The organism is Halorubrum sp. SS7 (assembly GCF_005435055.1).
Lineage (GTDB): Archaea > Halobacteriota > Halobacteria > Halobacteriales > Haloferacaceae > Halorubrum > Halorubrum salinarum.
This window is the reverse complement of sequence record NZ_SGXV01000019.1, coordinates 16,897-41,783: the sequence shown is the minus strand read 5'-3', so window position 1 is coordinate 41,783 and position 24,887 is coordinate 16,897. Positions and strand designations below refer to the sequence as shown.

Here is a 24,887-nt window from a genome sequence, read left to right as displayed (position 1 = left end):
CAAGCCTGACCGCCCGGTACGTCGTCCGTACCGTGGTAGGGTTCGGCTTCGAGGGGCGTCGGTCCGTCGAGCTCGGTCCGGGAGCGGTCACCGGGGCGATAGGGGATTCGATTACGGTGATCCCGCTCGTCGTCGCGCTGGCGCTGCTGACGGACGTCTCGCTGCCCCACGCGCTCGCCGCGTTCGGCGCGTTCCAGATCGTCTGGGGGGTCCGGTACGGACTGCCGGTGTCCGTGGAGCCGATGAAGGCGCTCGCCGCGCTCGCCATCGCCGGCGCGCTCACGTACGCCGAACTCGCGCTCGCGGGGGTGGTACTCGGCGTCGTCCTCCTCGCTATCGGACGCACCGGCACGCTCGCGTACGTCGAGCGGTGGATCGGCGAGCCGGTCGTCCGCGGCGTCCAGTTCGCGGTGGGCCTCGTCCTCCTGGAGACGGGACTCGGCCTCGCGGTCGAGGATCCGCTCGTCGCGCTCGCCGGGGTCGCGGTCGCCGGCGGGGTCGCGCTCGCGGGCCACGGGAAGGCGAGCGCGCTGGCCGTCGCCGCCGTCGGCGTCGCGACCGCCCTCGTCGTCGCCGGCGTGCCGACGCCCCGCCTTCCCGGTGCGCCGCCGACGCCGGCGTTCGGGGCGGCGCTCACGCGGGCGGCGTTCGACGGCGCGGTCGCGCAGCTGGCGATGACCATCGGCAACGCCGCGCTGGCGACCTCCCTCCTCTTCTCGGACCTGCTCGACGCGGAGGTGACGCCCGACGAGCTGTCGACGAGCATGGGCGTGACGAACCTGATCGCCGTGCCGCTCGGCGGCGTCCCCATGTGTCACGGCTGCGACGGGGTGGCCGGCAAGTACGCCTTCGGCGCGCGCACCGGCGGCGCGAACGTCGTGCTCGGCGTCGGCTACCTCGTCGCCGCCCTCTTCGCCACGCCTGCGCTGATCGCGGCGTTCCCGCTGGCGATGCTCGGCGCGCTCCTCGCCATCGTCGCCGTCTCCCTCGCGCGCAACGTCACCGACTCCGACAACCGCGCGCTCTCGGTCGGGATCGGCCTCCTCGCGTTGGCGACGAACCTCGGCGTGGCGTTCCTCGTCGGGATAGCAGTCCACCTCGCGACAGAACGAGTCGGCGGATAACGCGCCGTGAGTGCGGTGATTTCCGTGACCGGTGGCGCGTGCCGACGAGCGCCCGCAGGGCGCGAGTCGCACGCGCGAGGGAGTCGCTGGCGGTGCCAGCCGCCAGCGACGAGGCTGGGGAGGTGTGAGGTGCGGTTGCCGTGCGGTGCGGGGCGGACTCAAAGGGGCAGCCGCGAGGCCGACGTAGGCGACGCAAGCACTGGAACGAGGAAGCGAACGCAGTGAGCGACCGAGTGAAGCGCGCAGCGAGCGTACGTCGGCCTCGCGGCTGGGGCTTTGGCGGTGTCCGTCGCCGATTCGCACTCGACCATCGATAAGTAAGCGGCCGGGGCTCTCGGAGAGGCGACGACGATGGCAGTTCCTGATACGTCGACTCCGAACTCGGTGCCGAGGGTCATTGATAGGATCCCTTCGGTCCACACGTCCTCGTCTCGGCCGCACCCACCGGACCTAAACCGTTCAACCCCGTACAGCACTCATATATGCAGTTCTGTGACGACTGCGGCTCGATGATGGTCTCTCGCGACGGGGAGATGGTGTGTCAGAACGACGACTGCGGCGCCACGACCGAGCGCGACGAGGCGCTCGCCGCCGAGTTCGAGTCGACGACCGAACAGACCGGCGACGAGGTGATCGAGACGGAGGAGGGCGCGAACTTCGAGGGGAAGCCCACCGCCGACGACGTCGTCTGCGACGAGTGCGGCCACGGCGAGGCGTGGTACACGATCAAACAGACCGGCGCCGCCGACGAGCCGCCGACGCGCTTTTTCAAGTGTAAGGAGTGCGGCCACCGCTGGCGCGGGTACAGCTGACCGCGATGGACGCGGCCCCATCGCGGCGACGACCCCTCCGCGCGTCCGCCATTCGCGCGCTCGCGGCGCTCGCGGTCGTCGCCCCGGCGGCCTTTCTCCTCGGCCGCGCGGTCGGGTTCTGGCGCGTGCGGCTCGCGGTCGGCAAGCTGCTCGCGTTGCTGCCCGAGGAGGGCGCTCCGGACCACGTTCGGGTGCTGCCGCCGCCCGCGGACGAGTACGCCGGGACGGTCCCGACGAGCCCCGCGGAGACCCGCGCGATGCTCCCCGACCGGGGCTTCTCGGAGCTGATCCGGGCGTACTTCCACGCCTACGAGCGCGACGGGGAGACGGTCCACGAGGTGGGCAGCTTCGTCCACCGCCCCGAGGGGCTCACCGGCGACTGGCAGGTCCACGTCCGGCTGTTCCCCGCGCCCGACGGGTCGACGGAGGTGTGGGCCCACTGGGAGCGGAACCCGTACGTGGCGCCGCTGGCGCACCTGCGGATGGAGGGGTACGACCCCGCCCGCGGGGAGCGGATCGCGGCCGAACTGATCGACGACCTCTGACGCGCGCGCCGCAGCCGCGGTGCGACTCCGGCGGTCCACGCCTCGATCACGGTCCGCGGTAACTAGCCACAGTACAACGATGGCCACAGCACCGCAGTCGGGCGATTAATTCGATTTGAACGGAATTGGGGCCGTAAACTCGACCGAAACGCGGCTGAATTCCGGCGTAGCGTTTGGACGGTTCATGTGGGTCGGGCAGGGAGGGGAAGGCACGATGAACACCGAACGCGTCGCACTGGTCGCGGTCTCGCTGGCGCTCGTCGTCGGCGGGCTCGCGACGCTGCTCGCACCGACCGTCGTCTCCGGACCGGGGACCGCCCCCGCGCAGGCGGCGGCGACCACCGCGATCGAGGGCGGCGGTCTCGCCCCGCTGTTCGGGGTCGCCCTCTGGGGCGTGACGCTGCTGTTCGGCGCGACCGCGGCCGTCTGGTTCGTGCTCGTCGCGGTCGTTGGCGCGGGCCACGAGACGCCCCCGAACGAGTACGGCCTCGACGAGGTACAGGTCCGGATCATGACCGTCGACGCCGCCGAGGTCGTCCAGGAGACGGTCGACTCCCTGCCGGACGGGCTCGACGACGTCCACGTCATCGCGGAGTCCGACATCGACGTGCGCGGGGCGACGGTCCACGTCGTCCCCGAGGAGTTCTCGTGTCGCGCGGTCCGCAAGGGCCGCGCTCAGGAGTGGGCCCGGCGGGCGCTCGACTGCCGGAAGGAGTTCGCGCTGTACCTCGACGAGGACAGCGTCGTCGAGTCGCTGGACGGGCTGCCGGACGCCGACATCGTCCAGCTGCGCGAGAAGCCCCGCCGCACGGAGTCGAGCCTCAGCTACCTGGCCGACGTGTACCGCATGGGCGTCCAGATCGAACAGCGGGCGTTCGCGCGCCTCTCGATCCCGCTGTTCGCGTGGGGCGGCGGCATCGCGGTCCGCACGTCGGTCGAAAACGAGGTCACGTGGGACCGCGAGACGCTCGTCGAGGACACGGCCTTCGTCTGGGCGGCCTTCCGCGAGCGCGACGTGACGTTCGCGCTGTCGGACGCGGTCTGCCGGAACGAGGCCCCGCCCTCGCTGTACGAGATCCTCCAGCAGCGCCGCCGCTGGGCGGCCGGGAACGTCCGGGCGTCCGCGATGCTCCCCTTCCGGTACGAGCTGCTGACCAGGGTCCGCAACTACGCGTGGGCGCTCTCGCCGATCGTCACCCTGCTCGTCGTCCCGCTGTCGCTGCTCAGCGTGACGGTCGTCTACAGCGAGCTCTTCTTCCTCGCGTCGATGGGGCTGGCGCTGTGTACGCTGGGCTGGTTCCTGCTCGGCGTCCGCTACTACGGCGCCGACCACCGGCACTGGGCGCTCGCGGTCCCGCTGGCGCCGCTCATCACCGTCGTCCACTCGATGGGGACGGTCGCCGGGATCCTCAACCCCCCAGAGTCGTTCCGCGTGACGACGAAGGTCGGGGGCGACTGAGACGGTCCGTCGGATCGGAAAATCTGCGATCGGTCGGCTCGGCCGTTCAGTCCGCCGCGAGCCGCTCCCCGAGGAACGCCGCGGCCGCCTCGCCCACCGTTCCGCTCCGCCCGACGAAGAAGTGGTCCGACTCGAACGCGACCGTCTCGATCCCCAGTTCCCCCGCGCGCTCGACCACGGGCTCCCAGTCGGCCGTCGAGTCCCGGGTCGCGTACAGCACGCGCGCCGGCACGCCGCGCTCGGCGAGGTCGCCGAGCGCCGCGACCGCGTCGACGTCGGGGTTCAGCCGCGCCGTCGGCGCGAGCGCGCAGACGCCCGCGAGGTCGGGTCGCGACGCGGCCGCGACGAGCGCGACCGTGCCGCCGAACGAGAAGCCGAAGAGGCCGACGCGGTCGTAGCGCTCCCGCGCCCAGCCGACCGCCGCGTCCGCGTCGGTGGTCTCGCCGTACCCCTCGTCCCAGTCGCCGTAGTCGAACCGGAGGCAGTCGACCCCGCGGTCGGTCAGCGCGTCGCTCACGGCCCGCAGCCGCTCGTCGCCGCGGTGGCCGCGCTGCTGCGGGTGCGGCGGACAGGCGACGACGACCGCGTCCGCGCGCGGCGCGTCGTCGGAACCTTCTCGGGCGCCGTCGCTCGCGGCGGTGTCGAGCGTGGCGCGCACGTCGCGGCCGCCGGGGATCAGGACGGTGTCGCTCACCGGGTCCGGCCTCCGCGGTCGCCGTCGCTCCCCGTCACGGGACCTGCGTCACGCGGTCGACGTTATCGAGGGCGGCGAGGTCGGCCGCGAGCGCCTCCTGGTCGACGCCCGCCTCGTAGTAGAACACGATGTCGAAGGCGCCGTCGCGGAGGAGCTGCTGGCACTCCCAGACGAACTCCTCGCCGTCGAGCGTCAGCCCCTGGAACTGGTTCGACGAGAAGTTCGTGTCGTCGTTGCCCGCCTCGATGTACGTCTCGCCCTTGTCGGCGTGGTCGGCGATGACGTCGTTGGCGGCGACCGTCAGCTCGTGCATCTCCAAGTCCTGCTGGCCGTCGAGGTCCGTGTGGACGATACAGCCCACCAGCTCGATGTCGCCGGGCTCTAAGAGGGCCTTCGTACGGGTGTATAGGTCGGCGTCGACGGTCTCGCTCATGGGTCACCGTTCCGGCTCCCGTAATAAACGGGTGACGGTTCACCGGGCGGAGGGCGCCGGACGACGACGCGCCTCAGCGCCGGAGCGACACGACGACGCCGTCCCCGCTCGCGTCGGCCTCGACCAGGCCGTCGTCCGCGAGGTCGTCGACGAGTCCCCGGAGCCACTCCCGGCCGTGGTCGCCGTCGGGCGCGTAGTCGACGCGGATCCGGTGGCCGAGCGCGTCCAGCTCCATCTCCTCGTGCTCGCCGAGCAGGCGGACGATCCGGCCGCGGAACTGCCGGCGGCTCCCCTCGAAGCTCGGCTGCTCCGGCACGTCGGGCGCGGTGAAGTCGCCGGTCTGGTAGGCGTGGCACCACTCGCGCCACGGGCAGCCCGCCTCGTCGCAGCGCGGCTTCTTCCCGCAGGCGACGCCGCCGAGCTCCATGACCGCGTTGTTCCAGACCCGGGACTCGCCCGCGGGCATGAGCGCCGAGGCGATCCGCTCGAACGCGTCGTCGTCGTCCGGGGCGTCGAACGCGCGGTACAGCACCCGCTTCACGTTGGTGTCGACGACGGCGTCGCCATTATTGAACGCGAACGACGCCACCGCGTTGGCGGTGTACGGGCCGACGCCCATCAGCTCGCGCAGCCCCTCCGGGTCCTGCGGGAACGCCCCCTCGTAGTCGTCCTCGACCTGCCCGGCCGCCTCTTGGAGGTACTTCGCGCGGTTGTTGTACCCCAGCGAGTGGTCGGACCAGAAGGCGACCACGTCGGCGCGGTCGGCCGCGGCGAGGGCGGCCGTCGTCGGCCACTCGTCGAGGAAGTCCTCCCACGCCGGCACGACCCGGTCGAGCTGGGTCTGCTGGCTCATCACCTCGCTGACGAGGACCTCGTAGGGGTCCTCCGTGCGGCGCCACGGGAAGTCCCGGTGGTCCGCCTCGTACCAGTCGACGAGCGCGCCGCGGACCGCGTCGAGGTCGGCCGGGAGCTCGGGAATGCCCTCCGCGTCGGTCATGCGGATCGCTCCGGCCGGCGGCGGTTTATCCGTGCTGGTCCCCGTCGGCGACGACGGGCTCCATCGTCCGCGGGTCGCGGTCGGGGCCGGGGTACGCCCCGCCGACGGCGTCCGGGTACAGCTTCGCGGGGTCGAACACCGTCGCGAACGCGCGCGGCTCCCGGACGCTCACGGGGAGTCGGTCGCGGAGCCCGGCCGCGGCCCCCGGCCCGGTCAGCGACGGGTCGAGGCTCACGACCTGCATCGCGCCGCCCCGGTACGCGGACGCCAGCGCGGGGTGGTCGCCCGGGGGCTGGGCCACCGGCTCGCGCCACTCCCCGGCCGCCGCGCGCCAGTCCGCCGCCAGGTCGGGGTCCGACAGCGACGCGATCACGGCCTCGGCGTCGTCGAGGAGCGGGTCGCTGGCGACGAGCGTCGTCCACGCGTGCGACCGGAGCGCGTCGAGCGCCTCGCGTGCGGCCCCGCCGAGGAGGAGGTCGGCCGCGAGCGCGTCGGCGTCGGCGACGACGCGCGCCGGACTGGGCTCGCGGGGCTCGGGGACCGCGTCGCCGCCGGAGGAGTCCCCGGCCGCCCGCGCCGCTCGCACGTCGTCGAGGGCGCGCCGCACGTCCGCCTCGTCGCGGTCGCCGCCGAGCGCGGCCGCGCGCTCGAACAGGTCGCCGAAGGTCATGTATCCCGGTCGGCGCCGGGGGCGTATCGTCCTTGCGGCCGCGGCCGGGCAGAGCGCGCGGCCCGGCCGGGTCCAGCGAGCCCGGACGTTATTTGTCGCTCGGATCGAACCCGACGGCGTGAGCGACCGATCCGCAGCCGACCCGACCGTCGCCGTCCCGCAGGTCCCGGTCGACGACCTCCGCGTCGACGCGAACGCCGACCGACTCCGGCGCCGCGCGGCCGACCTGCCGACCGGGGTCGACCTCGCCGTCTTCCCCGAGTACGCGCTCACGGGGTTCGCGGCCGACGAGCGACTCCGCGAGGCCGCGCTCTCTCGCGACGCCGCGCGCGAACGACTCGAATCCGTCGCGCGGGCGGCGGACGCGGCGGTGATCGCGGGCTACGCCGAGCGCGACGGGGAGGGCGTCTACAACGCGACCGCGTACGTTCCCCCGCCGGACCGCGGCGCGGGCGGCGGACCGACGGGCGAGACGCGCGACGGCCCGGGCCGGTTCGCCGTCTACCGCAAGCGACACCTGTGGGGCGACGAGGCCGCGTGGGTCGAGCCCGGCGCGGAGCGCGTCGTCGTCGAGACGGCCGCCGGACCGACCGGCCTGCTGACCTGCTACGACCTCAACTTCGTCGCGGAGAGCGCGTGGTTCGCGGAGCGCGCGGTCGACGCGCTCGTCGTCGTCGGCGCGTGGCCCGCCGACCACGTCGCCAACTGGCGGCTCCTGTGCCGCGCCCGCGCGCTCGACGGCGTCAGGTGGGTCGTCGGGGCGGGCCGCACCGGGAGCTCCGGCGGCGGGCGCGCGCCCGACGAGGCGGCGTACGCCGGTAACTCCCTCGTCGCGCGCCCGGACGGGGCGGTCGCGGCAGAACTCGGCCGAGACCCGGCGACGCTGACCGCGCCGCTCGACCGCGACACCCTCGCCGCGCAGCGAGACCTCGTCGGCGCTATCGGCAAAAATAGAAAATAATTTTCTCATGTCGAAAAAGTAGTTTTCTCAGTAGGAACTATTAAGTGGGTCGCGCGCGTATACTGAGGTGAAATGAGTACCCAGAAGCAGGCCCGTCAGCGATACGGCGACGTTCACGAGAGCGAAGCGCTCCGCGTCCCCGAGGAGAAGGCCGAACAGCTCGTCGACGCGCTCAACAGCGACCTCGCGGCGACGTACGTGCTCTACCACCAGATCAAAAAGCACCACTGGCTCGTCGAGGGCGCCGAGTTCCTCGACATCCACGAGTACCTCGGCGAGGTCGCGGCCGACCTCGAAGAGGGCGCCGACGTGCTCGCCGAGCGCGCGCAGGCGCTCGGCGGCGTGCCGCTCTCGGGCGGCGCGAACTACGAGGAGCACGCGCCGGTGACCCCCGAGGACGCCGACGCCTACGACATTCGGACGTCGCTCGAACACGACCTCGAGATGTTCGGCGACATCACCGAGCAGCTCCGCGAGCACATCCAGCTCGCCAACAACCTCGGCGACTACAACACCGAAGAGCAGCTCCGCGACATCCTCGGCGACGTCGAGGAACACGGCCACCACATCGAGCACTACCTCGAGGACGACACCCTCGTCACGAGCGAGACGCTCGAATAAGCCGGCCGCGGCGGACCGCTTCCGGGCCGTTCCGGAGTCCGATCCTTCGACTTTTCTGACACCGCCGAGCGGCGCCGCCGGCCGCGCTCGCGCCGACCGCGCTTCCGCTGACCGCGTTCCTCCCGACCGCGCTCCCGATCAGTCGAGGTCCGGCGCCCGCTCGCCGGCCGGAATCACGATCTCCAGCCAGTTCTCCTCGGGCGGGAGCGGACAGGAGAACGTGTCGCTGTACGCGCAGAATGGGCTGTACGCGAGGTTGAAGTCGACCGTGACGGCGTCGCCGTCCTCGAGGTCGCCCTCGGGCTCCAGCTCCATGTACCGCCCCTGGTAGTACGTCTGCTGGCCGGTCGTCTTGTCGCGGAAGGGGACGAAGATGGCGCCGTCGTCGCCCGCCTGTCGGTAGCCCGCGAGCGTGTGCTCCTCGCCGTCGACCTCGAACACGAACGTGACGACCCGGAGGTACCGGACCGGGTTGCTCGCGGTCGTCTCCATCTCGACCGGCTCGGGGTCGTCGTGGACCGTGACCGTCGCCTCGACGCGGTAGTCCGGGTCCGGCGGGAAGTAGTCGAGCCCGTCGAACTCGTCGCGGTCCTCCGGCGGGATCGGCGACTGCGGGTGGTCGTCGAAGAACTCGTCTTTCTCCCGTCGGTTCGCGCGGAGCCGCTCGGCGTAGTCCTCGCTCATGGCCGGATGGACGGGCGCCGGCGGTTTCAGGGCCGCGGTTCGGCCGCCCTCCCGACCCGCGACGCCCTCACAGCGCCTGGAGGTCCGCGAGGCAGTCGTCGAGGTCGCGGTTCGACGTGGCCAGCGAGACGCCGTCGACGCGGGCGAGGTCGGCGGCGTGGTCCCACAGGTCGCCGTCCTCGATGCCGTGGAGCACGACCGCGTTCGGCGTCGGGCTCACGACCCGCAGCGCCACGAGCGGCGACTCGCCGCGCGTCACCCGCGTGAACACGAGCGCGCGGTTCGTCGACTGGCCGTACAGCCGGTAGAACTCCTCGCTGGAGAGCCGCGTGATCGCCTGGATCGAGTCGATGACGGTGTGGCCGTTCACGTGGTCGTGGTCGCCGCGGACGACCTCCGTCGCGCCCATCGCCTCGTAGAAGTCCTCCAGGGGGACCGCCGTCGAGTACTCGCGGAGGTCGTGGACGATGTCGCTCTCGAACCCGGCCGAGAGCACCCGGGCGTGCTGGCGGAGGCGGCCGCCGCCGCGGCGCTCGTCGATGTCGAGCAGCCCCTCGACCGTGCGGCGGACGACGCCGATCCCCGGGCTCTCGCGGCGACCGCTCTCGTAGTCGGAGACGACCGACGAGGAGACGCCGAGCTGATCGGCCAGCTCCGTCTGCGAGACGTCGAAGTCGGTCCGCCACTTCCGGAGGGTCGCCCCCGGATCGTCGCTCAGCGTTATCTCGCCGGCGATCCGGCGGGAGAGCTCCTCGCGTGCGTCGCTCATGGCGTGAACGGACGACCGAGCGCCGCAAAAGGGTACCGTTCGTCGCGCGTCGAACGCCCTCGACTCACTCCAGGTACAGCGAGTAGACGATGACCGCGAACCCGACCGCCGTGAGGAGGCCGTCGATGGCGATGCCGACGGTCAGGTTCGCGCCGATGATCTGGTGAGAGACGCCGCCCAGCAGCGCCCCGACGGTGACGATGCCGAAGCCGACGCCCAGCTCGCGCAGCGACCGGTCGCCGGTCCGGTCGTACGCGCGGAGCGCGTAGTAGGTGATGCTGCCACCGAGCACCAGGATGGCGGTCTTTGCGACGATGATAGTCAGGTCGATGTAGGGGTTCATGTTTCCTCTCGTAGCTCCGACCACAGGTCGGCCAGTCGCTCGTCTCGGGTCCGCTCGGGCCGAGAGAACTCCACGTCGAACTCGCGGCGGTCCGCGTCGCCGTCGGCGCCGTCGTCGACCGAGACGGTGACGGCGTCGAACGACACCGAGTACCGCGTCGTGTGCTGCCCGTCCCGCCGGATGTCCGTCGACTCCGAGAGCAGGGAGGCGTCGGTGAGCTTCTCCAGCTTCCGGTAGGTCGTCGACAGGGGAATGTCGCACTCCTCGGAGAGCTCGCTCGCGGTCTTCGGCTCGGTGAGCGCCGCGACGATCCGACGGGCCGCGTCGTCGGCCAGCGCGTCGAGCACCTCGTCGACCGACGGCGGCTCCGGCTCTCGCGACGGGTCCCGCACCATGCGTGACGGTTCGGCCCCCGGAACTTAAACCATCGAACTTCGGTCCGAGCGGCGACCGATCGCACGAGGGCGCGGCCGGCGACCGTCCGGTACCGGCCGCAGGGGCCGCACCGCGCGACACGGGGGTCACCCCGTGCGATGCCGCCCGTTTTTGTACGGTCGCGGCGTACCGCGGGCCGATGGACACGTGGAAGCGGCGGGTCGTGTTGTACGCGGTCTTCCTCGGGGGGATGATAGCGTTCACCGCCGTCACGTATCAGTACGGGATGCGGGCGTACGAGAACGACCCGCGCACCCTGATCGAGTCGTTCCGCTTCGCGGTCGAGATGTTCTCCACCACCGGGTTCGGCGGCGACGCGCCGTGGCGGAGCCCCGAGATGAACGCGTACATCGCCGTGATGGACCTCGTCGGGATGGCGCTCATCTTCGGGGCGCTGCCCGTCGTCGCGACCCCGCTCCTCGAGTCCGCGTTCGCGACGAGCGTCCCGCGGTCGCTGGAGGCGGACCTGGAGGGACACGTCGTCGTCGCGTCCGACACCACGCGCTCCGACGCGCTCTTGGACGAGTTCGAGTCGGAGGACGTCCCGTACGCCGTCGTGGAGCGCGACCCGGACCGGGCGCTGGCGCTGTACGAGGCGGGCCACAGGGTGGTCCGGGCCGACCCCGAGACGACCGAGGGGCTCGAGCGGGCACGCCTCGGGGCGGCGCGCGCCCTGGTCACCGACGTCTCCGACCGCGTGGACGCGAGCATCGTCCTCGCGGCGAAGGAGCTGTCGACGGATGTCCGCGCGATAAGCGTCGTCGAGGACCCGAGCCGCGAGCGGTACCACCGGCTCGCCGGCGCGGACGAGGTGCTCTCCCCGCGGTCGCTGCTCGGCGAGCGCCTCGCCTCGAAGGTGACGACCGCGCTCCGGACCGACCTCGACGAGGTGGTCGCGGTCGGCGACCTGCGGATCGCGGAGATATCGGTCCACCACGGGAGCGGCCTCGCCGGGTCGACGCTCGCCGGCAGCGCCATCGGCGAGCGCACCGGGGTCGACGTGATCGGCGCGTGGTTCGACGGCTCGTTCGAGGCGGCGCCGCCGCCGGACGCGACGCTGTCGGCCGGGACGGTCCTCCTCGTCTCGGGGACGGAAGAGCAGGTGGAGCGGCTCGTCGACCTGACCAACTCGGCGGCCCGGCGGTTCGGCGCGGGCGAGACCGTCGTCGTTGGACACGGACAGGTCGGACGGACCGTCGCGAGCGCCCTCGAAGCGGGCGACGTCCCGGTGACGGTCGTCGACCGCGAGGACGGGGAGGCGATCGACGTGGTCGGTGACGCGACCGACCCGGAGACGCTGCGGGAGGCCGGCGTCACCGACGCGCGGACCGTCGTCCTCGCGCTCCCCGACGACACGACCGCCGAGTTCGCGACGCTCGTGGTCCGCGACCTGGCGCCGAACGTGGAGCTGCTCGCGCGGGTCGAGGACCCGGAGAGCGTGCCGAAGATGCACCGCGCCGGCGCCGACTACGTGCTCTCGCTGTCGACGGTGACCGGGCGGATGTCGGCGTCGGCCGTGTTCACGGACCGCGACGTGCTCTCGCTCGACACGCACGTCGAGGTCGTCAGGAGCGAGGCGTCGGTCCTGGCCGGCCGGACCGTCGGGCAGGCGGCCGTCCGCGAGACCACCGGCTGTACCGTCATCGCCATCGAGCGCGGCGGCGACCTCATCACCGACGTGGGCCCCGAGACGCGGATCGAGCGCGGCGACGAGCTCGTCCTCGCCGGCACCGACGAGGGGGTCCGGTCGTTCGAGCGCGCGTTCGCCTGACCGGTTCGCGCCGCAGGTCTCGCCCGTGCCCCCGGCTCCGCCGCCGATCCCGCCCGCGCGACCGTTCCCGCCGGGCCGAGTCGAACGCTTCAAGTATTCGCTGGCTGTTCGTACCCGTATGAAAGACCAGGGACGCTCCGCGCGCAAGCGGACCGGCGGCCGACTCAAGCACGCCTCGAACAAGAAGCGCCACCAGCTCGGCCGCGAGCCCGCCGAGACCACGGTCGGCGAGACGCGGCTCCAGTACATCGACTCCCGCGGCACGGACAAGAAGGTCCGCGCGCTCTCGACGAACGTCGCGCAGGTCGCCGACGACGGCGAGGTCAGCGAGGCCGAGATCGAGAACGTCGTCGACAACCCCGCGAACGTCAACTACGCCCGCCGGAACATCGTCACCAAGGGCGCCATCATCGAGACGTCCGCCGGCCGCGCCCGCGTCACCTCGCGCCCCGGACAGACCGGCCAGGTCAACGCGGTCCTGCTCGACTGAGCCCGCGCCCTTTCTGAAGGTATTTCCCCCCGCACGCCCACCAGCCACGCGTGTACCTCGGCGTCGACGAGGCCGGCAAGGGGCCCGCCCTGGGACCGATGGTGGCGGCGGCGGTGCTCGCCGACCCCGCGAGCCTGCCGGCCGACGTGGACGACTCGAAGCGCGTCGCGCCGGCTCGCCGGGAGGCGCTGGCCGCGGCCCTCCGAGACGACCCGGCCGTCGCCGTCGGCGTCGCCCGCGTCGAGCCCGCCGAGATCGACCGGCCGGACACCGACATGAACACGCTCACCGTCCGCGGACAGGCGCGGGCGGTCCGGGCCGCGCTCGCCGACCGGCCCCCAGAGGTCGCCGGACCGGTCCGCGTCGTCGCCGACGCGGGCGACACCAGCGAGGCGCGGTTCGCGGAGCGGCTCGCGCGCTTCGTCGCCGAGGGCGGCGAGGCGGACTCCGCCGCGGGGGCCGACCGCGTCCCGTCGGTCGACGTGACCGCCGCCCACGGCGCCGACGAGGACGACCCCGTCGTCGGCGCGGCGAGCGTCGTCGCGAAGGTGGAGCGAGACGCCGCGATGGCCGAGATCGACGCCGCGTACCCGGCGTACGACGACCTCGGCAGCGGGTACCCGAGCGACCCGGCCACCAGGGCGTTCCTCGCGGCGTACGTCGGCGACAACGGGACGCTGCCGGACTGCGCGCGAGCGTCGTGGGCGACCTGCGAGGACGCGCTCGCCGCCGCCGAACAGTCGGCGCTCGACGAGTTCTGACCGCCGCGCCGAGGAAAAATCGGGATCCGCCCGCCGGGCGGGCGCCGCGCGATTCACCGCCGCGTCAGAGGAAGAATCCCTTGAACGCGTTGATGACCGCCCACTTGATCTGTTCGATAGGCTGGCCGCTCTCGCCGCTGATGGCGATGTCGTCGTTCGCCACCGCGTCCCGGAACGCCGTCGCCGGGTCGTCGGCGTCGACGATCCCCCGGATCGTCTCACGGTCGGTCGTTATCTTCCTGACGGCGTCGTCGCTCGGGCTCTCCGACAGTCCGGTGATGCGGTTCCGGTCGTCCATCGTCACCGCGTAGGTGACCGTCGAGTCGCCGTCCTCGACGTAGATGTTGCTGGTCCCCGCGAGGTTGATCGGCCCGAGGTTGATGCCGTCGACGTTGTCGTTGTACGTCGGCACCATCTCCTCCAGCGACTCGTACAGGTCGTCGCCCGACGACTGCGCGACCGCGCCGCCGGTGGCGGCGACGAGGACCAGCAGCGCCACGGCGAGCACGAACGGACCGCGTGTGAGCTTCATTGCTACCGGGAGGCGCCGCGAGTATTTAAACCGTTCAGGAGACCGCGTCTCCCGCCCGACGGGCGCGATTCCGCCTCGCGCACGCGGCAGCGCCGGCTTCAGAACAGTCCGGCCGCGAATCCGCCGACCGCACCCACGAACGTCTCCCACACCGAGAAGCCGGTCGCGATCGCCAACACGGTGTCCGCGCCGAAGAAGGCGAACAACAGCGCGGAGCCGAGGTGTGCGAGCCGCATGTCGATCCGGCCCGCGAACGTGTGGAAGAAGTACGCGTTCGCGAGGCTCACCGGGACGATCGCGAGCATCTCGCCGACCCAGATGGCGGAGGTCGCGCCGTACTGGACGCTCACCCCGATGGTCACCAACTGGGTCTTGTCGCCGAACTCGCCCGTCGCGGTGAGCGCGAAGATGGGCAGGAAGCCGCCGAAGGACCCGGAGTACCTATCGAGCGGTCCGGGGAGCGAGAGCTCCTCGAACGGGTCGCCCCCGTCATCGTCGCGCTCGGCCGCGGGGGACGCGCCGCGCGGCGGCGCGGAGCGGTACAGGGCAACGGCGAAGGCGAAGAACAGCGTCGCGGTCACGGCGTCGAGCGCGACCGGCGGGAGCGCCGACTGGAGCGCCCGGCCGAACGCGATCTCGACCGCGGTCCAGCCGGCGAACGCCGAGCTCGCGGCGGCGACGACGACCTTCGGGTCGTACTTCGTCGCGAGCCCGGCGATCATCAGTTGGACCTTCTCGCCGGGCAGCACCGCGAGCTGGGCCACGAGGGCGACGACGACGATCTCGGCGTAGCCGGGCATGCGTCACTCGCCTCCGCTCGGCCGGTGGGCCGGCGTGGGGCCCCGGCCGACGCCGGACCGGTTCACCTGACCGTCAGCAGGCGACGCAGGATGTCGCCGTACGCGGGGCGGGTGATCAGCACGCCGACCAGCACGCCGAGGACGGTGAAGATGGCGAACCCGGAGAGGTCGCCGAGCGACAGCACCATCAGCGGCGACATCGCGATGATGGTCGTCGCCGCGGCCGCGCCGATGACCCAGAACGCCCGCCGGAACCGGGAGTCGAACACCTTCCGAGAGTTCACGTCGCCCTCGCTCATCACCTCGTCGGCGATGATGACGAGGTCGTCGACCCCGGTCCCGACCACGGCGATGAAGCCCGCGATCACCGCGAGTTCGAGCGGGTAGCCGAGCAGCGCCGCGAAGCCGAGGAGCGCGTACACCTCCGTCAGCGCGGTGACGATCATCGGGAGGGCGACGCGGGGCTCGCGGTAGCGGAGGAACACCATCCCGGAGACGGCGAACACGGAGAGGACGCCGATGATAAGCGAGTACGTCCGGAAGTTCTCCCCCTGCGAGGCCGAGATGGACGAGGAGGTCCCCTCGCCGCTGATGTCGAGGTCGGCCGGGAGCGCGCCGGCGCGGAGGTTCAGCGAGATGGTCTGCGCCTCCGCGAACTCGCCGGTCGTGAGGCGGAAGTTCCCGGTGTCGGCCCACGAGCCGGCCGCCATGCTGTCGGCGAGGCCGGGGTCCATGCCGAAGGAGTTGACGACCTCCCCGTCGACGACGAGCAGGAGACACGGGTTCCGGTCCCCGTTCACCACCTCGATGTCGCCGGTCTCGGCGTTGTACCCGCACCGGTCCGCCTGGGTCTGGTACGCGTCCTGGAAGCCGCGCTGCGCGACGGCGTCCTGGAAGCCGTGCGCCGGCGACTGACCGTTCTCGGCGGTGTTCCGGACGGTGACGGGCACGTACGCTCCCGTGCCGCGGTCGCTCTGTGCCGCGGTCCCGATCTCCTCGAAGTCGTCCTGGATCAGCGCGCCCTCCTGGACGGCGGTCCCGTTGCCGTCAGGGTACGCGATGTCGATCCGGACGGTCCCGCGCTCTTCGAGGAGGTCGATCACCTCCTGTCGCCCCTGTCCGGGCACCTCGACGAGGATGAAGTACTCGCCGGTGATCGACTGGACCTGCTGGACGCTCCCGCCCGAGAGGCCCGCCTCGTTGATTTTCCCCTGGATGACCTCCATCGTCTCGTCGCGGGTCTCCTGGGTGACGCCCTCGCGGATGTCGCCGTACTCGTACCCGCTCGCGTCCATCGCCGCGCGGAACTGGGACTCGGTCACGGACGGCTCCGTGACCTCCACCGCGCCCTCCTCGGGGACGACGCCGACGTTCCGGACCGACGCGTTGTCGAGCTCGGCCGCGACCGCCTCCGCGACCGTCCCCGGGGTGTCACCTCCGAACGCCACGTCCGTCGCGGTGTATCCCGACAGCGGCGCGCGGACGCGCGTCCCGCCGGCGAGGTCGAGCCCGTACTGGAGGTTCGTGATCCCCTGTTGGGCCTCGCTCGCGTTCTCGCCGGGTGCCGGCTCCGGCCCGAACCCGGGGCCGAAGAGGGTCACCGTCGACCCGACCACGACGAGGACGAGCAGCAGGATCCGCCAGTTCTCCTTGATCGGTTCGAGCATTACCGGGCCACCCCCTCGAACTTGTACCAGCGAAGCAGCGAGACGTTCAGCAGGTACGTGTTCATCAGGTCGGCACAGAGCCCCACCGAGAGGATGATCCCGATGTCACGGAGGAGCCCGACCCCGAACACCGAGGCGACAATGGCCATCACGACCATCGCGGCGATGGAGGTGAGCGTCATCGTCACCCCGGTCCGCATCGCGCGGCTGACCGACTCGTAGAACTCGCCGGTCCGGCGCAGCACGGAGTCGTTCAAGAGGATGTCCGAGTCGACGCTGTACCCGATGATCATCAAAAGCGCCGCGATCGTTCCGAGCGTCATCTGGATGCCGAGGAGGTTCATCGTCGCGATCGGTATCACGAGGTCGGAGAACGCGGACGCGACGACCGCGACGGAGGGAACGAACGTCCGGAACAGCGCGAACACCAGCACGCTCATGCCGAGGAACGCGAGCGCCACGCCGAACAGCGCGGTCCGCGCGGTGTCGCTCGCGAAGCTCGGCGACACCTGGTCGACCGCGGTCGTCGTCAGGCCGGCCGCCTCTGCCTGATCCTGGAGGTCGTTCGCGAGCCCCTCCGGGTCGTCCTCGGCCGCCTGGAACGTCACGACGACCACGTCGTCGCCGGGGATCGTCCGGACCGAGTCGGGCTCGCGGTCGAAGGCCGTCCGGATCTGCTGTTCGACGTCCCCGTTCGCCTCGTCCGCGACTCGCAGCTCGACGCCGCCGGTGAACTCCAGTCCGAGGTTTGCCGGCGCACCGGTGGCCACGACCCAGCCGCCGATGATCGCCAGCGCGAGGACCAGAAAGGCGAGCGGCACCGCCGCGAGCTGCCGGTTCGAGTAGTCGGTGTAGTTGACCTCCGGCACCTCGATCGCTACCATAAATACCGCTTCCTCCGCGGGCGCGAATAAGCCTTCTTATCTGGGTGGCTGCGGCCTCTCGTCCGACGGTCCACGGCCTCGATACCGCGGCCGCTCGGCCCCTTCAGAACGGCACTCCCGCTCGGCAGAAACGGTCCGCCGAGTCCGGCGGCGACTGAGCGACCGGCGCGCTCGCCGGGCCTACGGGAGGTACCGCACGGCGACGACGCCGGGCTCCGACCGGATTTCGACGCGGTTCACGCCGAGCCGGGCCGCGCGAGAGAGCGTCCCCTCGCGGTCGTCGATCACGTCCGCGACCGCCGCCTCCGTCTCCGACTCCGGCGGCGTCAGCACGTGGACCTCGCCGACGCCCGCGCGCTCCTCGCGGGAGAGCTCTCCCGTCGCGGTCTCCGCGGCGAGCTCCCGCTCGTGGACGGTCGGCGGCTCCGGGCTCTCCTCTATCGACAGCGACCGGCGCTCCGCGACCTCGATCACCTGATAGGTCACCTCCATCGGCGGGTCCGGGGCGACGGTCGCCTCGACGGCGTCGTCGACGTCGAGGCCGGGGTTCGAACTCAGCGTGTGGACCTGTCCGTCGTGGACGTCCTTCAGCACGGCCGAGTCGCTCTCGACGTGCGTGACGAGGAACGTGCTCTCCTTCTCGTCGGTCATTGCGTCCGGGTAGTCGCTCCGGCGCCTTCGGGCTTTCGAGCCGCGACCGGCGGGGCGCCGCTCACGCAGAGCCGCCGCCCTCGGTCGACTCGGCGCGGTCGGGGGAGCCGTCGTCAGCGCCGCCGCGGAGCCGAAAGTGCGTCGCGAAGACGGCGACCCCGGCCGCGACCGGCGGGACGAACCCGGCGAGCTGCGGGAGGTCGTACAGCGCGTTGACGATCAGGGAGTCGCTCGGGTCCCGGAGCCCCTCGGGCGCCGAGATGATCATCCCGAGGTACAGCGAGAGCAGGAAGAGGAAGCCGGCGACGCCCATCCACCGGTCGTACGTCGCCGCGACGCGGTCGCCGCGGCGGTGGCGCCGGGCGACGAACAGGATCGGCGCGAGCAGCGGTCCGACGGCCGCGAGGCCGGCGACCACGTACAGCGACCGCGAGAAGAGGAACGTCCCCCCCTGCGCCGAGGCGGTCTCGCCCATCCAGACGACCAAGGCGAGGGTGACGACCAGCGCGACGAACCCGGCGGCCAGCGCGCCGAGCGCGGCGTACGCGCGCATGGTCCACGACTCGGTCGCGCGGAACGCGTAGGGGATCGCGCCGAACACCCCGCGGTAGCTGTCTGCCATCACCCGTGGTAGGCGCGTCGGCGAATTAAACCCCTCGTCGGCGGGAAGCCATTTATACGCGCGGCCGGATCGACTTGACGTGGGTCTCTACGACGCGTACCTCGCGACGCGCCACCGCCTCCACGACGCCGAGCCGCCGGCGCACGTCGCCCTCGTGCTCACCGAGCGGGACCTCCTCGCCGACGGCGCCTTCGACACGCTGTCGTCGGCGATCGGCTGGGCGTTCGAGTACGGCGCGGAGCGCGTCACCGTCTCGGTCTCCGTCCTCGACCGCGCGGTCGCCCCGACGCTCGTCCGGGAGCTACGCCGGCTCGACGCGCCGGCGCGGACCGTGGTCCGCGGTCCACAGGCCGACGAGGCGGACGGCGGGAGTTCGGATGCCGCGACGGACCGGGGCGCGGACGCGGTACCGGAATCCATCGACGCGCCGGTGAGGATCTTGGTCGGCCTCGGCGGGAAGGCGGAGTTCGCCGGCGCGGTCCGCGAACTGGCCGGCGACGTCGCCGATGGCGAGGTGAGCCCCGAGGCGATCGACGAGACGGACATCGCCGAGCGGCTGCTGTTCCCCGAGGAGCCGGACCTCGTGATCAAGACCGGCGCCGAGCGGCTCTCCGACTTCGCCATCTGGCAGTCGGTGTACGCGGAGCTCTACTTCACCGACGTGAACTGGCGCGACTTCCGCCGGCGCGAGTACCTGCGCGCGGTGCTGGACTTCCAGGACCGCCAGCGCCGCTTCGGCAGGTGACCGACCCAGCCCGGCGCCGCCGACCCCGTCCTACCAGACGAACCTGAAGAGCACGGCGAACGTCACCAGCGCGCCGACCGTCGAGAGGATCGGCACGACGTTCTGCATCAGCACGACGCGCGCGCTCGTCCCGGGATTGAACAGGTCGGACGCGGAGGGCACGTCGCTCGCGTCGCCCTCGCCGATCTCCGGCATCTCGTCGGCCGCCAGCGCGCCGACGGAGACGGTCGGCTCCTTCTCACCGCTTATCCCCTGTCGCACGGTCACCGTGCGGGTCGCCCGTCCCCAGCCGAGCCCGACGATCGACATCGTCGCGATGATGACGAACGAGGCGGGGATGCCGACCGCCGAGAGGCTGATCACGATCCCCGAGGAGACGACCGCGACGACGATGGCGGCCGTCAGCGGGAGGTCGGTGATGTCGTTACCGAGCGTGTCCAGCGTCCGGCGGGCGATGGTGAACGCGCCGACCGCGACCGCCGCGCTCCCGAGGAGGATCATCGGCGTCATCTCCACGCCGTCGAGCGCGACGAGCGGCGCGATGGCGTTCGCGATGTTCGAGGTGCCCGAGGAGAACGCCATCAGACAGCCGATGGAGATGACGACGACCCCGCCCGTCAGCTCGCGCCGCGTCGTGTTCGGGCCGAGGACCGGCCGCGGGATCAGCCCCGACCGGTCGAACTCGAACAGCGCGCCCTCGGTGCTCTCGATCGCCACCCAGCGGTCGATCGCCGAGTAGAAGTAGCGGCCGACGACGCCCGACACCCAGAACCCGATGATCGGCGCGACGAGCCACCAGATCGCGATCTCGCCCATCACGGCCCAGTCGAGGGTGTTCGTCGCGATCCCGAGCCCGGCGATGGCGCCGACCGCCGTCATCGACGTCGACGCCGGGACGCCGGCGAAGTTGCCGACGAACAGCGCCCCGCCGATGAAGAAGAGGACGATGATGCTCGTCTCCAGCGTGAACACGTTCGCGCCGGTGACGAGGTCCTCGCCCAGCGTGGTCACCACGCGCTGCCCCAGCGTCCCCGCGCCGACGAAGAAGAACACCGACATCAGCGCCGCAGCGCCCGCCTTCGATATCACGTCCGCGCCGACCGCCGGCCCGAACGCCGGTCCCGTCGTCGCCCCACCGATGTTGTATCCGACGAACGCCGCGACCGCGACGCCGACGAGAAGAAGCGGCTCAACCATATACCCGAACAGAACACACACGCGCTGTTAAACGGACGGGGTCTGCCGCTGCCCGACCCTCCCATCGGCGACGACACCTGCGCGACTCGGTCGAGAGGACGCGCTGCCCGCGCACAGATATCTCTCGGTGATTTTGCTCACTTCGTTCGCAAAATGTACCGGCCGAGACTCCCGTGAGCAGCGAGGGACCTTCGGTCCCTCTGGCAGCCGGCGCAACGCGCCGGCGACGCAGCGAACGGGAGTCAGTCCGGTGGATCTTCGAGCGCAGCGAGAAGATGCACCGGCCGAGATTTGAACTCGGGTTGCAACCATGGCAAGGTTGCGTGATACCACTACACTACCGGTGCGTGCTTCGCATCCCGCAGTTGGACGGAGACTCACTTAAGTCTGTCACATCGGGACGGCGGGCGGACGCGGTCGGCGCTCGCCCGGCCGATCACCGGTCGCGCCGTCGGGCGATATCCTCCGCGTGTGCGTCGTGAAGCTCGGCGAACGCCGCGGCCTCCGCCCGTTCCTGCGCCTCGCCCTCGCGGCGGTCGCGGATCCGGCGCTTGATCGCCGCGAGCGCGTCGGCCTCGCCCGCCGCGATATCGTCGGCCACCGAGCGCGGGTCGTCGACGACGCGCGAGACGAGCCCGGTCCGCAGCGCCGCCTCGGCGTCGAGGACCCGCCCCGAGAGCGCGAAGTCGAGCGCCTCGCCCTCGCCCATGACGCGCGGGAGCCTGACCGTGCCGCCCCAGGCGCCGAACAGCCCGAGCGAGACGCCGGGCTCGCCGAGCGTCGCCCGCGGGGTGGCGACCCGGACGTCCGCCGCCAGCGCCAGTTCGACGCCGCCGCCGCGGGCCGGGCCGTCGATCCCGCAGACGACGACTGACGGCGACTCCTCGACGGCGGCGACCGCGCGCTGCCCCCGCCGCGCGAACGCCTCCGGGTCGTCGAGCGCGGCGACCGCGTCGAGGTCGGCGCCCGCGCAGAAGGCGTCGCCGGCGCCGCGGAGGTACGTCACCGGCGGGGCGTCTCCGTCCGCGGGCGCTTCGAACGCCTCGCGCAGGGCGGTCAGGTCCGCCGGCCGGAGCGCGTTGCGCGCCTCGGGGCGGTCGAGCGTGACGACGCGCACGTCGCCGTCGGTTCGGGTTCGGATCACGAGACGGAATCCCGTTCGTTTCCAAAGGTCTTTGCCCTTCGCTCGTCTACGAAACGACAATGGACGATGCCGCGCGAGCGCGTGACGCCGCGCGCGAGGCGCTCGCGGACGTCGAACCCGAACAGCTCCGCGAGGCCCTCGACGCCCGGATCGGCGACGCGGCGGTGACCCCCGGCGTGCTGGCGCTGGTCACCGCCCGCGCGCTGGAACCGGCCGTCGACCTCGGGGACGTGGCCGACCGCGCCGCGGGCGTACAGCTCATCTACGAGGGGTTGCGCCTCACCCGGACGGTCGCTCACGACGAGCCGTGGGTGACGGCGCCGACCGCCGCCGCCGACATCGACGCGGACATGGAGATCCTCGCCGCCGACGTGCTCGTCTCCCGCGGCTTCTCGCTTCTGGCCTGTACCGACGCCGCCCGGCCCGCCGTCGACGTGGTGCGCGCGTTCGGCCGCGACCAGACGCTCCGCGACCGCGAGGGCACAGACGCCGAGACGGCGGCCGAACTCGACCGCAACTTGGAGGTGGACGCGATGGAGCTCGCCGTCGTCGCGGGCACCACCGCGGTCGGCGGCGACCCGCCCGCGGAGCTGCTCGAATACGCCCGCGACCTCGCCGCCGACTGCGACGGCGAGTTCCCGCCCGCGGGCCGCGCGCTGCCCGAGGCGACCGCGGACCGCATCGCCGACATCTCGGAGCGGGCCGTCAGCGCGACCGACCGGTGACCCGCTCGGCGACCCTCCGAGACGGCGCGGGATTCCCCGACGCCGCGCCGCCGGATCGAAACCCATAAAGTCGAATCCGGTCAACGACTGATTGCGCGCCTGGGTAGCTTAGCGGTAAAGCGCGTCCTTGGTAAGGACGAGACCCCGAGTTCAAATCTCGGCCTAGGCTTCCTCCCCTTCTCGCTTCCCGAGCGACCTCGCCAGCTCGATAGCCGCCCGTTCCGGGACCCGACCGCCACGTCGCAGTACGCGCCTTTTTATTCTCCACGCCGCGACCGACACACCACATGGGCAAACACGAACGCGCGTGGGTCGAGGCCACCGAGCGGCTGACCGCACGGCTCGCGAACGGCGAGGACCCGGACGACGAGCTGGTCGAGGCGGGCCGGCTCGACCTCGCCGAGGCGCTGGCCGACCGGCTCCGGGGCGACTTCCCGGACGCGACAGCGGTGCGCCACGCCGGCAACTCCTACGACTCGCTCGGCGACCTGATCGTCGAGACGCCGGACGGCGAGACGTTCGTCGAGGCCAAGTTCGTCGCCAGCGGCGGCACGCGGGCGAACCTCGGGCAGGACACCCTGACGGAGTTCGACCTGTTCGAGGACGCCACCGCGTGGAGCGACTTCCGCGAGGAGATCGGCTTCCCCGAGGACCGCGAGGCCCTTCTGCGGGAGTTCGACGGCTACCCGGACGACGTCCGCGACTGGTCGTACAAGTCGGCGGTGTACGACCGCGCGAAACACCTCAAGAACGTCCTCGACGTGTCCCGGGGACAGAACACGGGGTCGCGGGCGGACGAGGTGCTCGCGGACCCGGACACGACCGAGACGGAGCGGGAGGCGGCCCGGATCGTGAACGCGATCCTCGACCTCGACCGCGAGGAGAAGCTGGCCTACTTCGACCACCTCCGCGAGGCCGAGCAGAACCCGCGCAACGTCGAGACGTTCGCGCACCTGATCGTCTGCGGCTACCACACCGCGGACGCGCTCGACGAGCACTTCGACGACGACCTCGATGACATCAAGCGGCTGCTGGAGACGGACGCCTACCGCCTCTACGAGGTGAACAGGAACAGCGGAACGGTGAGCGTCGAGAACCCCTCGGAGCTGCTCGCCGGCTTCGAGTGGGAGGACACGCGCGTCGAGATTCCCGAGGACGGCACCTCCGTGAGCGTGGTGACGGGCCCGCCGGGGAACCGCCGGCGCGTGCTGAACATCGCGTACAACTGGAAGAACAAGTTCCAGGGGATCCAGACGCCGTCGATGAACGTCTTCGTCCCCGAGGCGTAGGGCCGCCCGGAGGCGTCGCGCCCGCGGCGCGACCCCCGCCGACCCGCACCCTTTTGCGCTCGGACGCCAAGGGTCGACCATGCAACGCGGCCGCCGGAAGCCGGACTGGCTGAAGTCGCGCCCGCCGTCCGGGAGTCGGTTCACCGAGATCAAGTCCACCCTCCGCGACCACGACCTCCACACGGTCTGCGAGGAGGCGAACTGCCCGAACATGGGCGAGTGCTGGTCGGGGCAGGACGGCCCCGGCACGGCGACGTTCATGCTGCTCGGCGACCGCTGCTCGCGCGGGTGTAACTTCTGTGACGTCGAGACGGGCGGGATGGAGCCGCTCGACCCCGACGAGCCCGCGAATGTCGCGGACGCGGTCGCCGAGATCGGACTCGACTACGTCGTCTTGACCTCCGTCGACCGCGACGACCTCGCGGACGGCGGGTCGGCGCAGTTCGCCGAGACGATACGCGAAATCAAGCGCCGCGACCCCGAGGTGCTCGTCGAGACGCTCATCCCGGACTTCCAGGGCGATCCGGAGGCGATCCGGCGGATCATCGACGCGAAGCCGGACGTGATCGCGCACAACGTCGAGACGGTCGAGCGGCTCCAGTGGCCGGTCCGGGACCGGCGCGCGAACTACGAGCAGTCCCTGTCGGTCCTCGATCAGGTCGACCGCGAGTCCGACATCCACACCAAGACGAGCCTCATGCTCGGCGTCGGCGAGTACGACCACGAGGTGTACCGGACGCTCGGCGACCTCCGCGAGGTCGGCGTCGACGTGGTCACCTTCGGCCAGTACCTCCAGCCCTCGCGCTCGCACCTCGACGTGTTCGAGTACGTCCACCCGGACGTCTTCGAGACGTGGCGCCGGGTCGCCGAGGAGGAGTTCGACTTCCTCTACTGCGCGTCGGGCGCCATGGTCCGGTCGTCGTACAAGGCGGGCGAGCTGTTCGTCGAGGCGCTGCTGCGCGAGGGGCGGTCGCCGGAGGCGGCGCGGCGCCACGCGCGGGCGGCGGGCGGCGACTGAGCCGTCGCCCCCGTCACAGCTGTCAGGCGGTTTCGAGGATTCTT

Annotated in this window: 29 protein-coding genes and 2 tRNA genes; 14 read left to right on the top strand and 17 right to left on the bottom strand. The window is 71.7% G+C overall.

Features of this window, described 5'->3' with window-relative positions; genetic code table 11:
* Nucleotides 1-32: 32 nt before the first annotated feature.
* The 4 genes from EXE44_RS14430 to EXE44_RS14415 all read left to right on the top strand — a co-directional run bounded on the left by EXE44_RS14430 (nucleotide 33) and on the right by EXE44_RS14415 (nucleotide 3,940).
* Nucleotides 33-1,124, top strand: coding sequence for a putative sulfate/molybdate transporter (locus tag EXE44_RS14430; protein WP_137717726.1), 1,092 nt, complete (start codon nucleotides 33-35; stop codon nucleotides 1,122-1,124).
* Between the two features lie 482 nt (nucleotides 1,125-1,606).
* Nucleotides 1,607-1,936, top strand: coding sequence for a transcription factor S (locus EXE44_RS14425; RefSeq protein WP_121600225.1), 330 nt, complete (start codon nucleotides 1,607-1,609; stop codon nucleotides 1,934-1,936).
* Nucleotides 1,937-1,941: 5 nt separating this feature from the next.
* The gene (locus EXE44_RS14420) at nucleotides 1,942-2,481 is read left to right on the top strand and encodes a hypothetical protein (protein ID WP_137717725.1); all 540 of its coding nucleotides are present in this window, start codon (nucleotides 1,942-1,944) and stop codon (nucleotides 2,479-2,481) included.
* A 214-nt stretch (nucleotides 2,482-2,695) separates the two neighbouring features.
* Nucleotides 2,696-3,940 carry a glycosyltransferase family 2 protein gene (locus EXE44_RS14415; protein ID WP_137717724.1) on the top strand — a complete coding sequence of 415 codons (1,245 nt, stop codon included), beginning with the start codon at nucleotides 2,696-2,698 and terminating at the stop codon, nucleotides 3,938-3,940.
* A gap of 46 nt (nucleotides 3,941-3,986) precedes the next feature.
* Here EXE44_RS14415 and EXE44_RS14410 read toward each other — a convergent pair whose 3' ends face one another.
* From EXE44_RS14410 to EXE44_RS14395, 4 genes are all read right to left on the bottom strand, one after another.
* Complete coding sequence (locus EXE44_RS14410) at nucleotides 3,987-4,634, bottom strand: alpha/beta hydrolase (protein ID WP_137717723.1); 648 nt, start codon at nucleotides 4,632-4,634, stop codon at nucleotides 3,987-3,989.
* 34 nt (nucleotides 4,635-4,668) lie between these two features.
* A complete protein-coding gene (locus tag EXE44_RS14405) occupies nucleotides 4,669-5,067 on the bottom strand; it encodes a DUF5778 family protein (protein WP_137717722.1) in 399 nt (132 codons plus the stop codon).
* 73 nt (nucleotides 5,068-5,140) lie between these two features.
* Nucleotides 5,141-6,064 carry an A/G-specific adenine glycosylase gene (locus EXE44_RS14400; RefSeq protein ID WP_137717721.1) on the bottom strand — a complete coding sequence of 308 codons (924 nt, stop codon included), beginning with the start codon at nucleotides 6,062-6,064 and terminating at the stop codon, nucleotides 5,141-5,143.
* A gap of 25 nt (nucleotides 6,065-6,089) precedes the next feature.
* Nucleotides 6,090-6,734 (bottom strand): hypothetical protein, encoded by a 645-nt coding sequence (locus EXE44_RS14395; protein ID WP_137717720.1) that lies wholly within the window; start codon nucleotides 6,732-6,734, stop codon nucleotides 6,090-6,092.
* Nucleotides 6,735-6,852: 118 nt separating this feature from the next.
* Between EXE44_RS14395 and EXE44_RS14390 the strand changes: the two genes are divergently transcribed.
* Together EXE44_RS14390 and dpsA are read left to right on the top strand one after the other, a co-directional pair.
* Nucleotides 6,853-7,695 carry a carbon-nitrogen hydrolase family protein gene (locus EXE44_RS14390; protein WP_137717719.1) on the top strand — a complete coding sequence of 281 codons (843 nt, stop codon included), beginning with the start codon at nucleotides 6,853-6,855 and terminating at the stop codon, nucleotides 7,693-7,695.
* Between the two features lie 72 nt (nucleotides 7,696-7,767).
* A complete protein-coding gene (dpsA, locus tag EXE44_RS14385; protein WP_121562757.1) occupies nucleotides 7,768-8,316 on the top strand; it encodes a DNA starvation/stationary phase protection protein DpsA in 549 nt (182 codons plus the stop codon).
* Nucleotides 8,317-8,454: 138 nt separating this feature from the next.
* Here the strand turns inward: dpsA and EXE44_RS14380 are convergent, their stop codons facing one another.
* The 4 genes from EXE44_RS14380 to EXE44_RS14365 all read right to left on the bottom strand — a co-directional run bounded on the left by EXE44_RS14380 (nucleotide 8,455) and on the right by EXE44_RS14365 (nucleotide 10,507).
* The gene (locus EXE44_RS14380) at nucleotides 8,455-9,000 is read right to left on the bottom strand and encodes a DUF1684 domain-containing protein (protein ID WP_137717718.1); all 546 of its coding nucleotides are present in this window, start codon (nucleotides 8,998-9,000) and stop codon (nucleotides 8,455-8,457) included.
* A 67-nt stretch (nucleotides 9,001-9,067) separates the two neighbouring features.
* On the bottom strand, nucleotides 9,068-9,769 hold the full coding sequence (locus EXE44_RS14375) for a helix-turn-helix domain-containing protein (RefSeq protein WP_137717717.1): 702 nt from the start codon (nucleotides 9,767-9,769) through the stop codon (nucleotides 9,068-9,070).
* Between the two features lie 64 nt (nucleotides 9,770-9,833).
* Nucleotides 9,834-10,112 (bottom strand): hypothetical protein, encoded by a 279-nt coding sequence (locus EXE44_RS14370; RefSeq protein ID WP_121562755.1) that lies wholly within the window; start codon nucleotides 10,110-10,112, stop codon nucleotides 9,834-9,836.
* Nucleotides 10,109-10,507 carry a helix-turn-helix domain-containing protein gene (locus EXE44_RS14365; RefSeq protein ID WP_121562754.1) on the bottom strand — a complete coding sequence of 133 codons (399 nt, stop codon included), beginning with the start codon at nucleotides 10,505-10,507 and terminating at the stop codon, nucleotides 10,109-10,111. The genes EXE44_RS14370 and EXE44_RS14365 overlap by 4 nt, the downstream gene beginning before the upstream one ends.
* 179 nt (nucleotides 10,508-10,686) lie before the next feature.
* Here EXE44_RS14365 and EXE44_RS14360 point away from each other — a divergent pair, with 179 nt between their 5' ends.
* The 3 genes from EXE44_RS14360 (at nucleotide 10,687) to rnhB (ending at nucleotide 13,569) form a co-directional block, all read left to right on the top strand.
* Nucleotides 10,687-12,318, top strand: a complete 1,632-nt coding sequence (locus EXE44_RS14360; RefSeq protein WP_137717716.1) for a TrkA family potassium uptake protein — start codon at nucleotides 10,687-10,689, stop codon at nucleotides 12,316-12,318.
* A 118-nt stretch (nucleotides 12,319-12,436) separates the two neighbouring features.
* Nucleotides 12,437-12,808, top strand: coding sequence for a 30S ribosomal protein S8e (locus tag EXE44_RS14355; RefSeq protein WP_137717715.1), 372 nt, complete (start codon nucleotides 12,437-12,439; stop codon nucleotides 12,806-12,808).
* A 50-nt stretch (nucleotides 12,809-12,858) separates the two neighbouring features.
* On the top strand, nucleotides 12,859-13,569 hold the full coding sequence (rnhB, locus tag EXE44_RS14350; protein WP_137717714.1) for a ribonuclease HII: 711 nt from the start codon (nucleotides 12,859-12,861) through the stop codon (nucleotides 13,567-13,569).
* 64 nt (nucleotides 13,570-13,633) lie between these two features.
* Here rnhB and EXE44_RS14345 read toward each other — a convergent pair whose 3' ends face one another.
* The 6 genes from EXE44_RS14345 to EXE44_RS14320 all read right to left on the bottom strand — a co-directional run bounded on the left by EXE44_RS14345 (nucleotide 13,634) and on the right by EXE44_RS14320 (nucleotide 18,725).
* Entirely contained in the window at nucleotides 13,634-14,101 is a 468-nt protein-coding gene (locus EXE44_RS14345; RefSeq protein WP_137717713.1) for a hypothetical protein, read from the bottom strand.
* A gap of 98 nt (nucleotides 14,102-14,199) precedes the next feature.
* Nucleotides 14,200-14,901, bottom strand: coding sequence for a TMEM165/GDT1 family protein (locus tag EXE44_RS14340; protein ID WP_137717712.1), 702 nt, complete (start codon nucleotides 14,899-14,901; stop codon nucleotides 14,200-14,202).
* Between the two features lie 62 nt (nucleotides 14,902-14,963).
* Complete coding sequence (locus EXE44_RS14335) at nucleotides 14,964-16,568, bottom strand: preprotein translocase subunit SecD (protein WP_137717711.1); 1,605 nt, start codon at nucleotides 16,566-16,568, stop codon at nucleotides 14,964-14,966.
* Nucleotides 16,568-17,452 (bottom strand): protein translocase subunit SecF, encoded by an 885-nt coding sequence (gene secF, locus EXE44_RS14330; protein ID WP_137717710.1) that lies wholly within the window; start codon nucleotides 17,450-17,452, stop codon nucleotides 16,568-16,570. The genes EXE44_RS14335 and secF overlap by 1 nt, the downstream gene beginning before the upstream one ends.
* 180 nt (nucleotides 17,453-17,632) lie before the next feature.
* Complete coding sequence (locus EXE44_RS14325; RefSeq protein ID WP_137717709.1) at nucleotides 17,633-18,103, bottom strand: DUF5812 family protein; 471 nt, start codon at nucleotides 18,101-18,103, stop codon at nucleotides 17,633-17,635.
* Nucleotides 18,104-18,164: 61 nt separating this feature from the next.
* On the bottom strand, nucleotides 18,165-18,725 hold the full coding sequence (locus EXE44_RS14320) for a hypothetical protein (protein WP_137717708.1): 561 nt from the start codon (nucleotides 18,723-18,725) through the stop codon (nucleotides 18,165-18,167).
* A gap of 79 nt (nucleotides 18,726-18,804) precedes the next feature.
* Between EXE44_RS14320 and EXE44_RS14315 the strand changes: the two genes are divergently transcribed.
* Entirely contained in the window at nucleotides 18,805-19,470 is a 666-nt protein-coding gene (locus EXE44_RS14315) for an undecaprenyl diphosphate synthase family protein (protein ID WP_137717707.1), read from the top strand.
* Nucleotides 19,471-19,500: 30 nt separating this feature from the next.
* Here the strand turns inward: EXE44_RS14315 and EXE44_RS14310 are convergent, their stop codons facing one another.
* The 3 genes from EXE44_RS14310 to EXE44_RS14300 all read right to left on the bottom strand — a co-directional run bounded on the left by EXE44_RS14310 (nucleotide 19,501) and on the right by EXE44_RS14300 (nucleotide 21,811).
* Entirely contained in the window at nucleotides 19,501-20,667 is a 1,167-nt protein-coding gene (locus tag EXE44_RS14310; RefSeq protein ID WP_137717706.1) for an inorganic phosphate transporter, read from the bottom strand.
* A gap of 276 nt (nucleotides 20,668-20,943) precedes the next feature.
* Nucleotides 20,944-21,014: transfer RNA gene (locus EXE44_RS14305), tRNA-Gly, on the bottom strand.
* Nucleotides 21,015-21,103: 89 nt separating this feature from the next.
* Nucleotides 21,104-21,811: an enoyl-CoA hydratase/isomerase family protein gene (locus EXE44_RS14300; protein WP_137717705.1), complete on the bottom strand. Its 708-nt coding sequence runs from the start codon at nucleotides 21,809-21,811 to the stop codon at nucleotides 21,104-21,106.
* A 59-nt stretch (nucleotides 21,812-21,870) separates the two neighbouring features.
* On the opposite strand from EXE44_RS14300, the gene EXE44_RS14295 reads away from it, so the two are divergent.
* The 4 genes from EXE44_RS14295 to lipA all read left to right on the top strand — a co-directional run bounded on the left by EXE44_RS14295 (nucleotide 21,871) and on the right by lipA (nucleotide 24,843).
* The gene (locus tag EXE44_RS14295) at nucleotides 21,871-22,536 is read left to right on the top strand and encodes a hypothetical protein (RefSeq protein WP_137717704.1); all 666 of its coding nucleotides are present in this window, start codon (nucleotides 21,871-21,873) and stop codon (nucleotides 22,534-22,536) included.
* Between the two features lie 97 nt (nucleotides 22,537-22,633).
* Nucleotides 22,634-22,705, top strand: a tRNA-Thr gene (locus tag EXE44_RS14290).
* A gap of 118 nt (nucleotides 22,706-22,823) precedes the next feature.
* On the top strand, nucleotides 22,824-23,825 hold the full coding sequence (locus tag EXE44_RS14285) for a hypothetical protein (RefSeq protein WP_137717703.1): 1,002 nt from the start codon (nucleotides 22,824-22,826) through the stop codon (nucleotides 23,823-23,825).
* Nucleotides 23,826-23,904: 79 nt separating this feature from the next.
* Nucleotides 23,905-24,843 carry a lipoyl synthase gene (gene lipA / locus EXE44_RS14280; RefSeq protein ID WP_137717702.1) on the top strand — a complete coding sequence of 313 codons (939 nt, stop codon included), beginning with the start codon at nucleotides 23,905-23,907 and terminating at the stop codon, nucleotides 24,841-24,843.
* Nucleotides 24,844-24,887 lie beyond the last annotated feature (44 nt).

Excerpts from the sequence above, each read along its gene's own strand:
- EXE44_RS14425 (WP_121600225.1), top strand. The coding sequence starts at position 1,607 with ATGCAGTTCTGTGACGACTGCGGCTCGATGATGGTCTCTCGCGACGGG.
- EXE44_RS14420 (WP_137717725.1), top strand. The coding sequence starts at position 1,942 with ATGGACGCGGCCCCATCGCGGCGACGACCCCTCCGCGCGTCCGCCATT.
- EXE44_RS14415 (WP_137717724.1), top strand. The coding sequence starts at position 2,696 with ATGAACACCGAACGCGTCGCACTGGTCGCGGTCTCGCTGGCGCTCGTC.
- EXE44_RS14405 (WP_137717722.1), bottom strand. The coding sequence starts at position 5,067 with ATGAGCGAGACCGTCGACGCCGACCTATACACCCGTACGAAGGCCCTC.
- EXE44_RS14400 (WP_137717721.1), bottom strand. The coding sequence starts at position 6,064 with ATGACCGACGCGGAGGGCATTCCCGAGCTCCCGGCCGACCTCGACGCG.
- EXE44_RS14395 (WP_137717720.1), bottom strand. The coding sequence starts at position 6,734 with ATGACCTTCGGCGACCTGTTCGAGCGCGCGGCCGCGCTCGGCGGCGAC.
- dpsA (WP_121562757.1), top strand. The coding sequence starts at position 7,768 with ATGAGTACCCAGAAGCAGGCCCGTCAGCGATACGGCGACGTTCACGAG.
- EXE44_RS14380 (WP_137717718.1), bottom strand. The coding sequence starts at position 9,000 with ATGAGCGAGGACTACGCCGAGCGGCTCCGCGCGAACCGACGGGAGAAA.
- EXE44_RS14375 (WP_137717717.1), bottom strand. The coding sequence starts at position 9,769 with ATGAGCGACGCACGCGAGGAGCTCTCCCGCCGGATCGCCGGCGAGATA.
- EXE44_RS14370 (WP_121562755.1), bottom strand. The coding sequence starts at position 10,112 with ATGAACCCCTACATCGACCTGACTATCATCGTCGCAAAGACCGCCATC.
- EXE44_RS14365 (WP_121562754.1), bottom strand. The coding sequence starts at position 10,507 with ATGGTGCGGGACCCGTCGCGAGAGCCGGAGCCGCCGTCGGTCGACGAG.
- EXE44_RS14360 (WP_137717716.1), top strand. The coding sequence starts at position 10,687 with ATGGACACGTGGAAGCGGCGGGTCGTGTTGTACGCGGTCTTCCTCGGG.
- EXE44_RS14355 (WP_137717715.1), top strand. The coding sequence starts at position 12,437 with ATGAAAGACCAGGGACGCTCCGCGCGCAAGCGGACCGGCGGCCGACTC.
- EXE44_RS14345 (WP_137717713.1), bottom strand. The coding sequence starts at position 14,101 with ATGAAGCTCACACGCGGTCCGTTCGTGCTCGCCGTGGCGCTGCTGGTC.
- EXE44_RS14340 (WP_137717712.1), bottom strand. The coding sequence starts at position 14,901 with ATGCCCGGCTACGCCGAGATCGTCGTCGTCGCCCTCGTGGCCCAGCTC.
- EXE44_RS14335 (WP_137717711.1), bottom strand. The coding sequence starts at position 16,568 with ATGCTCGAACCGATCAAGGAGAACTGGCGGATCCTGCTGCTCGTCCTC.
- secF (WP_137717710.1), bottom strand. The coding sequence starts at position 17,452 with ATGGTAGCGATCGAGGTGCCGGAGGTCAACTACACCGACTACTCGAAC.
- EXE44_RS14325 (WP_137717709.1), bottom strand. The coding sequence starts at position 18,103 with ATGACCGACGAGAAGGAGAGCACGTTCCTCGTCACGCACGTCGAGAGC.
- EXE44_RS14320 (WP_137717708.1), bottom strand. The coding sequence starts at position 18,725 with ATGGCAGACAGCTACCGCGGGGTGTTCGGCGCGATCCCCTACGCGTTC.
- EXE44_RS14310 (WP_137717706.1), bottom strand. The coding sequence starts at position 20,667 with ATGGTTGAGCCGCTTCTTCTCGTCGGCGTCGCGGTCGCGGCGTTCGTC.
- EXE44_RS14295 (WP_137717704.1), top strand. The coding sequence starts at position 21,871 with ATGGACGATGCCGCGCGAGCGCGTGACGCCGCGCGCGAGGCGCTCGCG.
- EXE44_RS14285 (WP_137717703.1), top strand. The coding sequence starts at position 22,824 with ATGGGCAAACACGAACGCGCGTGGGTCGAGGCCACCGAGCGGCTGACC.
- lipA (WP_137717702.1), top strand. The coding sequence starts at position 23,905 with ATGCAACGCGGCCGCCGGAAGCCGGACTGGCTGAAGTCGCGCCCGCCG.